Genomic DNA, 14,357 nt, shown 5'->3' on the forward strand with positions numbered 1-14,357 from the left:
GAGCGAAGCGAGCGAGGATCCCGCGCAAAAAGTTTGGTTCTTAGAACTCGTCGATAACCGGAATGCCGACCGTCTCGAAGTCGGTCATCGACTCGAGTTTGTCGCTGACGTCCTCGAGGCCGATCGTCTCGGAGACGACTTTCTCGGGCTCGAGTTTGCCGGTCGAGACCATCCGGAAGATCTCGTCGTAGCGGGTCGGTGGCATCCCGAGCGAGCCGATGAACTCGATCTCCTGCATGACCATCGCGTCGGACGGCAGCGAGATCATCCCCTGTTCGTCCTGGGTCGTCAGCCCGACCTGAATGTGCTGACCGCGGGCGTCGAGACTCGAGACGGAGTTTTGGCTGGTCGTCGCGATACCCAGCGCGTCCATCGAGACGTGAGCGCCGCCGTCGGTGATCGCCGAGACCTCGCCGGGGACGTCGCCGACGTCGTCCGCGTTGATCGTCTCAACCGCGCCGAGGGACTCGGCTTTCTCGAGTTTCTCGTCTTTGAGGTCGACCGCGACGACGTTCGCGCCCAGCGCGTCGGCGATGTGGACCGCCGAGAGGCCGACGCCGCCGCAGCCGTGGACCGAGACCCAGTCGCCCGCGTCGACGTCCGCGCGGTGGGCCAGCGCGTGGAACGAGGTCATGAACCGACAGCCGAGGCCGGCCATATCGACCGACGAGACGCCGTCGGGGAGTTCCACGAGGTTGTGGTCGGCGACGGGGACGTGGACCTGTTCGGCGAACGCACCCTGTGCCTGCTCGATGAACCCAAGCGGCATCACGTTCTCGCAGATGTTCGAGCGGCCGCGCTGGCACCGCGGACAGGTCCCGTCGCCGAGGTTGAACGGGACGGCGACGTGATCGCCTTCCGCGACGTTTTCCACCTCGTCGCCGACGGCGACGACGTGGCCGGCCGGCTCGTGGCCGAGGATCTGGCCGGGCTGGGTCTCGAGGCCGAGCCAGCCCCAGTCGCCCTGCCAGCCGTGCCAGTCGCTCCGACAGACCCCGCATGCTTCGAGTTCGACGACGGCCCCGGTCGGTGCCGGCTCCGGCGCGTCGACGTCTTCGATCGAGAGCGGTTCGCCGTGTTCTTCGAGGACTGCTGCGCGCATGGCTGTGGCTATCGTTGCCAGTGGTCAAATACACCCGACCCCGTCTCAGAACCTGATAATTCACGCGTCCGAACGGTCGGCGGCCGCGCTCAGTCCAGAAAGTCGATCGCGTCGGCCAGTTCGAGCGGGACCGCGCCCTTGCGGTAGCCCTCGACGTGGCCGTTCGGACGGGTGCGGTAGACGACCGCGGGGCGGTGGCGCACGTCGGGTTGTTCGCCCCGAACGGCGGCCCACGCGTCGTCGCGAAAGCTCGAGCAGTCGACGAAAAGGGTCGCGCCGCCGCCGTGTTCCGCGAGTTGGCCGTTGGTCTTGGTCTCGGCGGTATCGCGGACGGCGGCCACGGGGCCGGCCGCAGCGCGGTTGATCGGCGGCTGGGGCCGCGTGACCTCCACGAGGACGTTCGTCTCGGCGTCTTCCGCCCGGAAGTCAAGCGAGTGGCCGGTCGTGACCTCGATCTCCGGGACCACGTCGTAGCCGGCCTCCGTGAGGATCTTCGCGGCGATGAACTCGGCCATCGCGGCGCTCATCCGGACGCGATCGACGTGGTCGCTGGTGCCGAGTTTGCCCGACATGACGTGTCGGTACCCGTCGAGGACGCCGGTCGAGAGGAAGTCCTCGAAAAAGCGGGTCGTCTCCCGGCGGCCGGCATCGGGGAAGCCGGCCGCATGCTCGCGGAAGAACGCGCGGGTCGACTCGCGGCCGTCCTTGGACATGAACACCGGGAGGAAGAACCACGAGAGATGCGGATACTCGGCGAGCCACGGATCTTCCTCGTGCAGCGTCGCGGTCAGTTCCCGCGTCGCCCACCGCGAGACGGGGTAGGGGATCTTGCGCCAGCCGAACTTGTCGGTCTTCCACAGCGCGGAGGGCGTTTCGGTGTTGCCCATCCAGTAGGCCTCCCCGTCGGTGCGCGCGAACAGTGCGATGTCGCCGTTTGCCATCTCGAAGCGGTGTGTCTGCCAGTCGCCGCCGATCTTGAACCACGGCGTGACCGACTGTGCGCCGATGTTTGACTGCAGCGGCTGGAGAATCTCGTTGTGAACTCGCCCGTCGCTCCACGACTGGGGCGAGTACCGAAAGCGAAGCGGCCGTGCCACGGCCGTCCCTACGGGTCGAGGTCGCATATATCGTTCGTTGCGCGTCTCGACGGCGCGCCTACGTTTCACTCGTCCGAGGGGTGTGAGGGACCGTTACATTCATACCTACCACGCGTCTACTATGTACATACCTACCATGTCAATGGGTGCCTATGACGAGGACGAACACGAGCGTCGCGAACAGCAAGCCTCGAAGGTGGACACCGATTTCGACGACGAGCGGACGATCTATCACGGCGAAGTCGAGTACGACTCCGGCGACTCCGCCGAGGACCTGCTAGACACTTTCGAGCAGATCAAATCCGAGTAACGACGGTCGTTCGCTTCTCCCTTCTTCGCCGCCGGACCTTCGACACACCCGTCGCCGCCCGCGGCGACGGACCGTCACTCGAGGGCGTCCCAGCCCGGCGTCTCGGGCGCGCCCCGATCGGTCTCGACGGCGTCGGCGACGGCCGGTGACGGTACCGTGCCGTCGGCGTCCCGAAAGCGGCGCTGCCAGTCGCGGATCGCCGGCCCGACCCACGAGGACCGCTCGTTGTCCCCCTCGAAACTCGCGTCGCCGTCCGCATCGCCGAGCATGCGCTCTCTGGCTCGCTCGTAATGGTGGTCGGAGATGGCCAGCGTTCCGGGGCTCGAGGCGGTTGCGATCGCGACGGGTTCAGCCCGATCGTCCCGCGTGAGTTCGCCCGCCGCAGCCCGGCCGACGATCCCCTCGAGTTCGGCGGGCTGGGGGTGACAGAACAGTTTCGTGCCGATCGCCTGCGAGCCCAGCAACAGCCCCTCGGGATCGTCGTGGTCGGCATCGAGCAAGCGTTCGCCCCCGACGGTCGCCTTGACGCGTTCGCATTCGGTCGTTCCCTCGAGCGCGAGATTGTGTTCGGGATACGCGCCGCACTCGTCGGGAAAGCGCTCGTCCCCGTGGATCCGACACTGCAGCGTCGTCGGATCGAGGAAGACGCAAGTCGGGAGCCAGACCGGCTCCGCGAGCCCGAACGGGGCGACGGGCTTTGGCGGCTTCCGGAGGCCGACGAAGAAGGCCGGCCGGCCCGCGACGGCGGCGAGGGTGTGGCCGTCCACGTCGACGCCGTCGTCCTCCTCTCGAGCCGCCCAGAACCGCGGCGTCAGGACCTCGCCCATCCCCGCCTCGAGGAACCCGCGTACCTCGTCGCGGGTCAGCGCCACGAAGTTGGTGTCGTCGTCGAGGGGCTCTCGAGACGGTCGTTCGCCCTCGCCGCCGGTGAACGGGTCGTCCCGCTGCCGGTGTCGGTGATCGGTTTCGCCGCCCTCGCCGTCGTCCTGAGGCGCGGATCCGTGTTCCTCGAGCAGCGATCGCCAGTCCATGCAACAGCCGGCACAGCCCTCGCAGTTCACCTCCATGTGCGGCCGTATGTCACTGGTACCCATAACCGCTCTGCGGGCCGTTGCAGGAGTCCGTCCCGGCTGGTGGTCGTGGGCGAACGACTTTCATCGTCGGGCACCGACGACCGTGTATGTCGAAGGACTCCTGTGACGGCTGTGGTCGCACCGTCACCGTCTCGGGCGGGATCGCCAACATCTGGTCGTTCGGGACCGACGCCGGCACCGTCGGAACCGCGATAACGCTCGAACTCGATGACGGGGGGTCGTACCTGCTGTGTTATCCGTGTCTCGAGGCGTTGCCCGATTATCCGACCGACGCGGACATCGATCAGCTGGAGCAGGTCGACGAGGAAACCTCGCGAGTCGGATCGCCGTAGGCCGCGGTCGGCAGTGTCGTGCCGTGGTCGCTACTGCTTCTGGTCCGTCGGCGCAAAAAATACGGAGTCGGCGGCCTCGAGAGACGGGTCGGTCCACCGCATCGCTCGAGCGTGAGTACGGCCGGGCCGGTCGGACCGCCGCGGTCCTCGCGGCCGGAAGCGGAAGGGGTGGGATTCGAACGCCACGAGGCGAAATGCCGCCGCGGACCCGGATGGTACCGCGGTACTCTACCGCTGAGCGACCCTTCCGTACCTGAACCGAAGGGCGGAGTCCGTATTTGTAATCGGTCGGTTACCGGCCCGGTTGTGGACAGCCGTCGACGGTAGGCGGCTGCTACCGGCCGGTAGACGGTAGTTTCGGCCTCGAGCGTCGGTCGCCGTCGATCGACCGCTGGCTCTCGTCGACCGGTCGTTCGTCAGCGGGCGCGACGCTCCGTAGCCTTTAGGACGTGGCCGCGCCCTGCAACGAACGGTGAATCCCGAGCGGATCTTCGAGGAGTTCCCCGCGCCGAGTTACCGCGGGACGCAGGAACAGGCCCTCCGCGACGTTCGCGACGCCTTCGCGGCCGGCAACGACGTCGTCCTCGTGCGCGCGCCGACCGGGAGCGGCAAGTCCCTGCTGGCCCGCGCCGTCGCCGGCTGTGCGCGCCGTGCCGGCGCGGGCGATCCCAGCGACGCCACCGGGGCCTACTACACGACGCCGCAGGTCTCCCAACTCGACGACGTGGCCGCCGACGATCTGCTGGCCGACCTCAACGTCATCCGCGGGAAGTCCAACTACACCTGTATTCTGCCCGAGGAGCGGGACACGCCGGTCAATCAGGCCCCCTGCGTTCGGGAGCGGGGGTACGACTGCTCGGTCAAACACCGGTGTCCGTACTTCTCCGACCGGGCGATCGCCTCGAACCGCGAGATCGCGGCGATGACGCTCGCCTATTTCATGCAAACTGCCGGCAGCGACGTCTTCCGCAAGCGCGACGTCGTGGTCGTCGACGAAGCCCACGGCCTCGCCGAGTGGGCCGAAATGTACGCGACGATCCAGCTTGGCCCCCGGACAGTGCCGTTCTGGGACGACCTGCGGGTCCCCGAGGTCGACTCGATCGAGCGCGCCGTCCGCTACGCCGAGAGCCTCGCGGGGACCTGCGAGCGCCGGAAAGACGACCTGCTCGCCCAGGACTCGCTGTCCCCCGCCGAGGTGCGCGAACGCGACCGCTTGCAGGAACTCATCGGCGACCTCGAGTGGTTCGTCTCCGACTTCCGCGACCCCCAGAGCCCGACGACGTGGCTGGTCGACCAGTCCGACCCGCGTTCCAGCGGGCGAGACGGCGGCGACGGGGACGACCCGCAGGGCGGCCCCTTGACGATCAAACCGATGAGTCCCGAGAAGTACCTCCAGCACACCGTCTGGGACCGGGGCAACAAGTTCGCCCTGCTGTCGGCGACCATTCTGAACAAGGACGCCTTCTGCCGGCAGGTCGGTCTCGAGCCCGACCGGGTAGCGCTGGTCGACGTCGACCACACCTTCCCCGTCGAGAACCGCCCGCTGTACGACGTGACCCAGGGGAAGATGACCTACGACGAGCGCGACGAAACGACGCCGAAGATCGCCCGGATGATCGTCCGGCTCATGCAGCACCATCCCGACGAGAAGGGGCTGATCCACGCCCACTCCTACGACATCCAGGACCGACTCGCCGACCTGCTTTCTGACTTCGGTGTCGGCGACCGGGTCCGCACCCACGACCGGGACGGCCGCGACGCCGCCCTCGACGCGTGGAAAGCGAGCGACGACCCCGACGTCTTCCTCTCGGTGAAGATGGAGGAAGCGCTGGATCTGAAAGGCGACCTCTGTCGCTGGCAGGTCATCTGCAAAGCGCCCTTCCTCAACACCGGCGACTCGAGGGTCGCGCATCGCCTCGAGGAGGGCCAGTGGGCGTGGTACTACCGGACGACGCTGCGGACGGTCATCCAGGCCTGCGGCCGGGTCGTCCGCGCCCCCGACGACTACGGCGCGACGTATCTGGCCGACTCGAGCCTGCTCGATTGCTTCGAGCGCGCGCGGACGGACATGCCTGACTGGTTCGCAGCACAGGTCGACCGGATGAAACGGCCGGAGCTACCGTCGTTCGAGCCTCGAGCTGCGCTTGCGGGGACGGACGCGGGCGGTCGCTCCGGCCGCGGGTCCCGAACCGGCTCGCGCACGGCGACGAGCGGGTCGAACGCCGATGGGAGCGGCGGCTCCGGGCGGTCGTCGCGCTCGAGCGGATCGCGACGGTCCTCGGGCTCGAGCCCGCTGGCGGACGTCTGGGACACCGACGAGTAGTACGGGCTAGAAGATGGCCGTCGCGCCCCAGGCGACCATCGAGGTCACCATCAGCAGCGCGAAGACGACGGCGATGAGCTGATTCTTGTCCATACCCGGCCACAATCGTTGCTCGAGCATCAATGCCACGACACCTGGTGACCGTCACCGCCCGATTCTACGCGAACCGGGCGTCGACGACGACGTGTGTAACACCCGCACTGTGGCTCTTGACCCGTCGTTTCTCGAGGATCTCGAGATCGCGTCCGGCCGCGTCGGCGGCCGCCTCGAGGCGTTCTCTCGGCCGCTCCCACAGTAGCGATTCGGGCGTCGCCTCGTGGTAGTGAACGACGCCGCCGGGGACCAGTGCCGCGAGGGCATCCTCGAGGAAGTCGTGGGCCTCGTCGCTGCGCGTGCCGTGATCCGCGGTTCCGTCTCCACCGCCATCGCCGTCGGCGTGCCCGTAGTAGCCCATGACGACCCGGTCGGCCTCGATCTCGCTCGCGAGGTCGCGACAGTCGGTCATGTAGGCGTCGACCCGGTCGTCGACGTCGTTGAGGACGGCGTTCTCGAGCAGGTAGCGGAAGGCGGTCGGGTTGATCTCGGTCGCGGTCACCCGCGCGCCGGCCCGGGCCATCGGGAGGGTGAAGTAGCCGATGCCGGCGAACATGTCGAAGACGCGTTCGTCGCTACTCCCGAGTTCTCCCATCCGGACCCGCTCGGCCTGGTTGCCGGGCGAGAACATCACTTTCGCGGGGTCGAGCCCGTACTGCGTCCCGTGTTCGGTGTGGATCGTTTCCGTGTTCGCGTCGCCGGCGAGCAGCCGTGTTCGGGGCTCGCGGTGGGCGCCGGCCGCACCGTCGTTTGCGATCCCTTCGTCGGCCAGCACGCTGTCGGCCTCGCCGTGGAGTTCGAGCAGCGCCTCGCCCAGCGCCCGCTCGTCGGGACAGCCTTCGGGCACCGTCACGAGGATCACCGACCCGATCACGGCCCACGAGCCCGGCACCGACTCGAGGTCGCGCTCGCTCCAGCCCCGGTCGGCGAGCAGGTCCTCGAGATCGGGGCTCCGGGATTCGGGCTCGAGTTGTCGGACGATCTCGAGGACGTCGGTCTCGGTCGGCGGCTCGGTGATCGGGAGCGCGACCCTGTCGGGGCCGTCTTCCCGGACGCGCCGCGTTTCGTCGTAGACTCCCTCCGCACGGAGCGACTCGGCGGCCGTCTCGGCTCGGGGTTTCGCGACGACCGCGGCCAGCGGGCCGTCGGCCGTCGCCCGCTCGAAGACCTCGTCGGCCGCCGGCTCGAGGTCGGCGTCCTCGTCAGTCATCGTCCTCGGGCAGGATGTGCAGGCCGGCACGGCTCTTCAGCACGGGGACGGTCTCGGCGTCGGGATCGAAGTAGTCCGGCCGAGCGACCGTCGTGGCCCGGAACGTCTCGGGATCGAGGACCTGCACGGCGTTGTCGTCCTCGACGGTGACGACTGTCGCCTCGGCCGCGTCCTCGAGGTCGCCCAGTTTCCGTGCGTCGGGGGAGTTGCCCTCCTCGTAGCCGGCCTCGTAGCGCTCACCGGTCGTCACGCGGACGCCCTTGAGGTTGCCGCGAGCGCTGCGGACGAGGACGGGGCCACCATCGTCGTCGGCGAGATCGATCACGTTGCCGGGCCTGTAGGGCGGCAGGCGGACGGCGAAGGTGACCCGGTAGACCTCGTTGCCGTCCTCGTCCTCCGTGACGAGGGTTTCGGCGTCGTTGACGGTGCCGCCGAACTCCTCGATCATCTTGTTCGAGATCTTCTTCCCGATCTTGTTGGTCGAGACTTTGATGTTCAGCCCGTCGTCTAGCTCGCCGATCTCGGTAACGAAGGCGTTGCGGTCGCCCGTGGCCTCCATGTCGGCGACGATCCCGTTCGCGATCTCCTTTGCCCGTTCGATCTCCTCGGTCGTCGGGGTCCGGTCCTCGGCGCGGATCTGGACGATGCTGGCGTAGTAGTCGCCGGCGATCCGTCCACAGCGGGTACAGGTCTGGCGGGCGATCTTGACCGGGACGGTCACCTCCTCCTCGACCGGCGTCTCGCGGACGACGCCGGTGAAAAACGAGTGCATCCGGATCGTGTTCTGGTCGACCTGCTCGGGGTCGATCTGCCAGGCGACGTCCTCGACGTCGACGTGGACGCCAAGCGCCTCGCTGACCTCCTCGATGGCGATGTCCGTGTAATCCTGTGCGCCGACGTCGACCCATCGGTTCCCCCGGTAGACCGCGCCACATTGGGCACAGACCCGGACGTCGATCCGGTCCGGCGCGTCGACGAAGTCGAAGTCCTCGAAGTAACAGGAATCGCAGAGTTCGACCTCGGCACCGGGGCGTAACGGATCGTTCGCGTCGGTGGTCGACCGCTCGGGGACCGGATCCCCACACCGGGGACAGAACGCGCGCGACTCACTCATTGGCCCCGTTTGGGACCTCGCGGAGTTAAGCGGCCCGTCTCCGCTCGAGAGCCGTCCGATCGGCCCCCGTCGCTTCCGGTCTACGACCGGGACGGTTCCGTGACCCTCGCACCGCTCTACGCGGAACGGGGGGAGAGTAGCAAAACGTCAGACAACCGTCACACTACAGCCGGTACGGTCGCGTCAGACGTGACTCCGTCACAGGGTCTCCATGCGAAACGAAGGGGTTCGATCGACCGACTCGCGACGTATCAACTGCGATTACAATACCGCCGGCGGGCACGACGCGGAGCCGTCGCCGGTCACTGCGTCCCGTCGCTTACCGCGTCGCGTTCGGCTTCGATACGCTCGACGTACGCGTCGGTGACGGCGTCGAAAATCGCCTCGCCGGCGTCGGCCGTGGCCTCGCCGGGATCTCCCAGAACGCCGTTCTCCGTGATCGATTCGAACCCCTCGCTGAGCAGTCGCGCCGTTGAGAACGATCCCTCCGGTCCCGTCTCGAGGCGGTCCGTCCGGACGAGCCCCTCCTCGATCGCGAGGATCATGGCCGTCTCGGCGGCACCGGCGTGGATAACATCCTGTTGATACTCGAGGCCGGCCTCCCGAAGACCCTCGTTCAGCAGTTCCATGTGATCGTCGAGGTCCGCGAGGGCGATCACGGAGGCATCGATCTCGCGAGCGATTTCGGGCGCGACCGTCGAGACCGGCGCGAAGTTCCCGCCGTGGGTCGGGACGAGGACGACGTGGTCGAACCCGTGATCGTCCAGCGAGCGACAGTAGGCGCGGATCACGTCCATCAGCGTCTCCGGCGGCATCGTGATCGTCCCCGGAAACTCCATGTGGTGGCCCGAGCAGCCGGGGCGGATCGTCGGGGCAGCCAGCGCGTCGCCGAGTTCCGTGGCGATTCGGCGTGCGAGTTCGTCGCCATCGAGCGTGTCCATGTTCAGCGGCAGGTGCGGTCCGTGTTGCTCGATCGACCCGACCGCGACGATCGCCGTCCGCGTTCCGTTCTCGAGTGCCGTTTTGACTTCCGTCCACGTACACTCCTCGAGGCGTACCGACTGTGGGGAGGGCATTGCTGTTTCGTCGAAACGCGTCGACCAAAATATACGTTTTCACGGACTGGTCCGACGGCTCCACCCCTCGACGGGCCGGTGCGTTTCTCGGCCCGATGGTCAAGGTACTTATTTCGGCCCAGCCCGTTGCTCTAGGCATGAACTGGCAGGCGGACTGGGGATTGCGACTTCGGATGTTCGTGACGATGTTTCTGCTCTTTGCGCTGTATATCGTCTTCGCGGCCGTGATCACCGCCTACGTCGGCGGCGGATTGCTGGTCTTCGGGCTGTTCTTCGGCGGCTTCTCGCTCGTACAGTACTACTTCAGCGACACGCTGACGCTGAAGAGTATGGGCGCGAAGACGGTCTCGGCCGACGAGTACCCGCAACTGCACGCCTCGATCGAACGGCTCTCCCAGCAGGCCGACCTCCCGAAACCGAAGGTGGCAGTGGTCGACTCGAACACGCCAAACGCCTTCGCGACCGGCCGCAATCAGAAAAACGCCGCCGTCTGCGTGACGACGGGCATCCTGAACACGCTCGAGCAGGACGAACTCGACGGCGTCCTCGCGCACGAACTCGCCCACGTCAAAAACCGCGACATGATGGTGATGACTATCGCCTCCTTCCTCTCGACGATCGCGTTCATGATGGTCCGCTGGGGGGCGTTCTTCGGCGGCGGCCACAGACGCGGGGGCGATCGCCAGGGCGGGGGCGGTATCGTCGTCGCCATCCTCGTCTCGTTGCTGGTCTGGATCATCAGCTACCTGCTGATCCGGGCGCTCTCCCGGTACCGCGAGTACGCCGCCGACCGCGGGGCCGCGGCCATCACCGGCAACCCGTCGGCGCTCGCCTCCGCACTGTTGAAGATCTCGGGCGAGATGGACAAGGTTCCCAAGGACGACCTGCGCGAGGAGGCCGAGATGAACGCGTTCTTCATCATCCCGATCAAGTCCGGCGTCGTCGGCCGCCTGTTCTCGACGCACCCGCCGACCGAGAAGCGCGTCGAACAGCTCCGCGATCTCGAGCGCGAAATGCAATCGTTCTAAGGTACGGCGCCCGTCACTCGAGGTATGGGACTGCTGGACGGGCTGCGGGCTATCCTCGGCTCCCGGGCCGAGGCCGACGCCGGCCGCGACGCCGACCCCGACGACCTCTTCGGGATGAGTACCGCCTACCTCACGATGCAGGCCGATCTGGGCTACGAGTCGCTCGACGTCGGTGCGCTCTGTTTCTCCGGCGTCGACTCCGCGGATTTCCGCGACGCCGTCGACGAGGTCGAGGCGATCCTCGAGGCCGGCCGCGAGGAGACCGGCACCGAGTTTTCGGTCACCAGTGACGACCACGGCTATCACTGGGTCGTCCTCGCGGACGACGACCCCGAGGACCTGATCACGAGCATGCACTTCGCGGCGGACACGTTCATCGAACACGGCTACGGCTCGCGGCTGCTGGCGGCCGTGTTCGCCTACGAGAATCGCGACGGACCGGCGTACTGGATCTACTCCTTCCGCCGGGGCCGCTTCTACCCCTTCGTGCCCCTGTCGGGCCGGGAACGGGACTCGAGCGCGGAGTTCACTCTCGAGTCGGCCTTGGACGGCGAACTCGAGATCGAGCGCGAGAAGGAGTACTGGTACCCGCTCTGGCCCAGCGAGGGCGGAACCCACCCCTGGGAGTAGCGGCGTCTTCGAACGGGTCGAACCCGCCGTTGCCCGACGAGGGGATCACGTCGTCGGGGTTTCCCTCGCGGATCGACCGACTTCCAAATCGTGTAGGAGTCAGTGGTATGCCTGCGCCCCGTCTAGGAGGAGGTACGCGGCAGGAAGCCACATCATCATCATCACAACTGCGCCATACACCAGTTGCAATCTTTTCCTGCCGCTCGCTCCGTTCGATGAGCGACGGCAGCGGCTCCACCCACTGTTATGGCGGTTCGCTCGGTAGCCGGGGACAGTGACCGAGTGGAACCAGTTCAAGGGCGATCCGCACAACTCCGGGTGTCGGCGCGAGATCGACGGGCCCACCCGCGTGACCGAGGGCTGGACGGCCGACCTCGTCGGACCGCCGGGTTCGCCGGTCTGTGACCGCGATACCGTCTACGTCGGGACGACACGGGGGAACTGCTATGCCCTCGAGCGGGCGACCGGCCGTCGGCGGTGGGTCGTCGAGACGACGGCCGCGACCGACGCCGCGCCGCTCGTGACCCGCGATCGGCTGTTTCTGGGGACCGCCGACGGCACGGTTCGCGCGCTCGACCCCGGCCGAGGCGAGGTGGAGTGGGAAGTCGACCTCGCGGACGGCCTCGAGGCCGCACTCGCGCTCGCGTCCGGCCGACTCTACGTCGGCCACGCGGACGGGCTGACCGCGCTCGAGCCCGAGACGGGGACCGAACTGTGGACCCACGAGACTGAGTCGGCCGTGGTCGGCGCGCCGGCGGTCGCCGACGGCCGCGAGGGACGGCGTCGTCGTTCGGCCCTCGAGCGGGACGACCCGTCAGCCACGGACTCGCTCGAGTCGACGCCCTCGGCCCCGCTCGAGACGGGCCGACCCGCCGACACCGACGGCGAATGGGCCGGGGATCGTCTCTTCGCCGGCACCGCGTACGGGGCCGTCGTCGCCGTCGATGCCGAGACGGGCGAGGCGGCTTGGACCGCGCCGGCCGACGGCACAATCGAGGCGGGGCCGACCGTCGCCGACGGCCGGGTCTACGTCGCCGACGACGAGGGCACGATGGTCGCGATGGACGCCGGTACCGGCCAGTCGTGGTTCACCTACGAGATCCGCGACGCCTTCACCACGTCCGCGACCGTCCTCCCGGCCGCCGAGACCACCTTCGTCGGGGCCGCGGACGGCTACTGCCACGTCACCGATACGACCGTCGGCCGGCGGAAACTGCGGGGCTGGCTCTTCTCCCGGAAGGGGATCGAACTCGACGGCCCGATCCGGTCGTGTCCGGTCGTCGCCGGCGATGTCGTCTGCGTCGGCGACGCCAGCGGCTCGATATACGGGATCGACGTCGCCGACGACTGTGACCTCGCGTGGCACGTCGCCCTCGAGGACGGCGTGATCGGCACGCCCGCGATCGGGGACGGCCGGCTGTTCGTCGGCTGTGAGGACGCGCGCCTCCACTGCCTCGAGTGGGACGACGAACCGCGGCGCTGACCGCTGCCTGCTGACTCCGTCGACCGCGCCTTTCGTTCTAAACCCATTGCTTCTGTTCCCGTGTCCCCCGCTGCCCGCTTGCACTTTCACTTTCACTCCCCTGTAAACGAGGGTTTATGGGGGGTCCGGCACAACGGAGGAGTATGCCCGAAGCAGATCTCGAGGAACTCCCCGGTGTCGGACCCGCGACCGCAGACAAACTCCACGATGCAGGTTTCGACTCCTTCCAGAGTCTCGCCGTCGCCTCGCCGTCGGAGCTGTCGAACACGGCCGACGTCGGTGAGTCCACCGCTGCGGACATCGTCAACGCCGCCCGTGACGCCGCCGACGTCGGCGGCTTCGAGACCGGCTCGACGGTACTGGAGCGGCGGAACGAAATCGGCAAGCTCCGCTGGCACATCGACGAGGTCGACGACCTGCTCGGCGGCGGGATCGAGACCCAGTCGATCACCGAAGTCTACGGCGAGTTCGGGGCCGGCAAGTCCCAGGTCACCCACCAGATGGCCGTCAACGTCCAGCTTCCACAGGAAGTCGGCGGCCTCCACGGCAGCGCCATCTTCGTGGACAGCGAGGACACCTTCCGGCCCGAGCGGATCGACGACATGGTTCGGGGCCTGTCCGACGAGGCCATCAACGCGACCCTCGAGGATCGCGAGATCGAGGGCTCGGCCGACGACGAGGACGCAGTCGACGCACTCGTCGAGGACGTCCTCGAGAAGATCCACGTCGCGAAGGCGTTCAACTCCAACCACCAGATGCTGCTTGCCGAGAAGGCCAAGGAACTCGCGAGCGAACACGAGGACAGCGAGTATCCGGTCCGTCTCCTCTGTGTGGACTCGCTGACCGCCCACTTCCGCGCGGAGTACGTCGGCCGTGGCGAACTCGCCGACCGACAGCAGAAACTCAACAAGCACCTCCACGACCTCGACAAGGTCGGCAACCTCTACAACACCGCCGTCATCGTCACCAATCAGGTCGCCTCGAACCCCGACTCGTTCTTCGGTGACCCGACCCAACCGATCGGTGGCAACATCCTCGGCCACAAGTCTACCTTCCGGATCTACCTGCGCAAGTCCAAGGGCGACAAGCGGATCGTCAAACTGGTCGACGCGCCAAACCTCGCCGACGGCGAGGCCGTCATGCGCGTCCAGGACGGCGGCCTGAAGCCCGAGTAATCGGTTTGTCGCCTTTTTCTACCGATCTCAACCGTCTCGCCGCCCCGCCACTCACGCGGCGGCCGCTTTTACGCGCTCGCGTCGAAGCGCGACCATGACCGAGACGGTCGCCGTCACCGGTGGCAACGGTCGCGTCGGCCGGACCGACGACAGGCCGGTACTGGACCCGTCGCCGGCTCTCTGACTCCCCTCGATCCGGGGCCGACGGTGGACTGCGGCGTCCGAACCGATCCCTCAGTACGACGGCTACTTAAATTAACCCGCCCTGTTTCGCGGGTCGGCGTCGGGAC

The 14,357-nt window shown here is 67.5% G+C and carries 14 protein-coding genes and 1 tRNA gene; 7 read left to right on the forward strand and 8 right to left on the reverse strand.

What is annotated here, in order from left to right:
• Positions 1-40: 40 nt before the first annotated feature.
• Both ACSBP4_RS01480 and ACSBP4_RS01485 read right to left on the reverse strand, forming a co-directional pair.
• The gene (locus ACSBP4_RS01480; protein ID WP_435551167.1) at positions 41-1,102 is read right to left on the reverse strand and encodes a zinc-dependent alcohol dehydrogenase family protein; all 1,062 of its coding nucleotides are present in this window, start codon (positions 1,100-1,102) and stop codon (positions 41-43) included.
• Positions 1,103-1,191: 89 nt separating this feature from the next.
• Positions 1,192-2,199: a DUF5784 family protein gene (locus tag ACSBP4_RS01485; protein ID WP_435551168.1), complete on the reverse strand. Its 1,008-nt coding sequence runs from the start codon at positions 2,197-2,199 to the stop codon at positions 1,192-1,194.
• A gap of 136 nt (positions 2,200-2,335) precedes the next feature.
• Between ACSBP4_RS01485 and ACSBP4_RS01490 the strand changes: the two genes are divergently transcribed.
• Complete coding sequence (locus ACSBP4_RS01490; RefSeq protein WP_006183001.1) at positions 2,336-2,509, forward strand: DUF5786 family protein; 174 nt, start codon at positions 2,336-2,338, stop codon at positions 2,507-2,509.
• A gap of 74 nt (positions 2,510-2,583) precedes the next feature.
• Here the strand turns inward: ACSBP4_RS01490 and ACSBP4_RS01495 are convergent, their stop codons facing one another.
• Positions 2,584-3,576, reverse strand: coding sequence for a YkgJ family cysteine cluster protein (locus ACSBP4_RS01495; protein WP_435551169.1), 993 nt, complete (start codon positions 3,574-3,576; stop codon positions 2,584-2,586).
• Between the two features lie 113 nt (positions 3,577-3,689).
• On the opposite strand from ACSBP4_RS01495, the gene ACSBP4_RS01500 reads away from it, so the two are divergent.
• Positions 3,690-3,935: a DUF7561 family protein gene (locus ACSBP4_RS01500; protein ID WP_049905478.1), complete on the forward strand. Its 246-nt coding sequence runs from the start codon at positions 3,690-3,692 to the stop codon at positions 3,933-3,935.
• A gap of 160 nt (positions 3,936-4,095) precedes the next feature.
• Here ACSBP4_RS01500 and ACSBP4_RS01505 read toward each other — a convergent pair.
• A tRNA-Gly gene (locus tag ACSBP4_RS01505) sits at positions 4,096-4,184 on the reverse strand.
• 223 nt (positions 4,185-4,407) lie between these two features.
• Between ACSBP4_RS01505 and ACSBP4_RS01510 the strand changes: the two genes are divergently transcribed.
• On the forward strand, positions 4,408-6,258 hold the full coding sequence (locus ACSBP4_RS01510) for a helicase C-terminal domain-containing protein (protein WP_435551170.1): 1,851 nt from the start codon (positions 4,408-4,410) through the stop codon (positions 6,256-6,258).
• A gap of 6 nt (positions 6,259-6,264) precedes the next feature.
• On the opposite strand, the gene ACSBP4_RS01515 is transcribed toward ACSBP4_RS01510, so the two are convergent.
• The 4 genes from ACSBP4_RS01515 to ACSBP4_RS01530 all read right to left on the reverse strand — a co-directional run bounded on the left by ACSBP4_RS01515 (position 6,265) and on the right by ACSBP4_RS01530 (position 9,751).
• Positions 6,265-6,378, reverse strand: a complete 114-nt coding sequence (locus ACSBP4_RS01515; RefSeq protein ID WP_211249104.1) for a surface glycoprotein — start codon at positions 6,376-6,378, stop codon at positions 6,265-6,267.
• Positions 6,379-6,415: 37 nt separating this feature from the next.
• Positions 6,416-7,561 carry a class I SAM-dependent methyltransferase gene (locus ACSBP4_RS01520; protein WP_435551171.1) on the reverse strand — a complete coding sequence of 382 codons (1,146 nt, stop codon included), beginning with the start codon at positions 7,559-7,561 and terminating at the stop codon, positions 6,416-6,418.
• The gene (locus tag ACSBP4_RS01525) at positions 7,554-8,675 is read right to left on the reverse strand and encodes a 60S ribosomal export protein NMD3 (RefSeq protein WP_435551172.1); all 1,122 of its coding nucleotides are present in this window, start codon (positions 8,673-8,675) and stop codon (positions 7,554-7,556) included. The genes ACSBP4_RS01520 and ACSBP4_RS01525 overlap by 8 nt, the downstream gene beginning before the upstream one ends.
• Positions 8,676-8,977: 302 nt before the next feature.
• Positions 8,978-9,751 carry a creatininase family protein gene (locus tag ACSBP4_RS01530; RefSeq protein WP_435551173.1) on the reverse strand — a complete coding sequence of 258 codons (774 nt, stop codon included), beginning with the start codon at positions 9,749-9,751 and terminating at the stop codon, positions 8,978-8,980.
• 137 nt (positions 9,752-9,888) lie between these two features.
• Here ACSBP4_RS01530 and htpX point away from each other — a divergent pair, with 137 nt between their 5' ends.
• The 4 genes from htpX to radA all read left to right on the forward strand — a co-directional run bounded on the left by htpX (position 9,889) and on the right by radA (position 14,067).
• A complete protein-coding gene (htpX, locus tag ACSBP4_RS01535) occupies positions 9,889-10,779 on the forward strand; it encodes a zinc metalloprotease HtpX (protein WP_006648361.1) in 891 nt (296 codons plus the stop codon).
• A 24-nt stretch (positions 10,780-10,803) separates the two neighbouring features.
• A complete protein-coding gene (gene pspAB, locus ACSBP4_RS01540; RefSeq protein WP_435551174.1) occupies positions 10,804-11,409 on the forward strand; it encodes a PspA-associated protein PspAB in 606 nt (201 codons plus the stop codon).
• A 274-nt stretch (positions 11,410-11,683) separates the two neighbouring features.
• Positions 11,684-12,892: a PQQ-binding-like beta-propeller repeat protein gene (locus ACSBP4_RS01545; protein ID WP_435551175.1), complete on the forward strand. Its 1,209-nt coding sequence runs from the start codon at positions 11,684-11,686 to the stop codon at positions 12,890-12,892.
• A 143-nt stretch (positions 12,893-13,035) separates the two neighbouring features.
• Positions 13,036-14,067 (forward strand): DNA repair and recombination protein RadA, encoded by a 1,032-nt coding sequence (gene radA, locus ACSBP4_RS01550; RefSeq protein WP_006182991.1) that lies wholly within the window; start codon positions 13,036-13,038, stop codon positions 14,065-14,067.
• Positions 14,068-14,357 lie beyond the last annotated feature (290 nt).

Source organism: Natrinema sp. CGMCC1.2065, assembly GCF_051225675.1.
In the GTDB taxonomy this organism is placed as follows: domain Archaea; phylum Halobacteriota; class Halobacteria; order Halobacteriales; family Natrialbaceae; genus Natrinema; species Natrinema thermotolerans.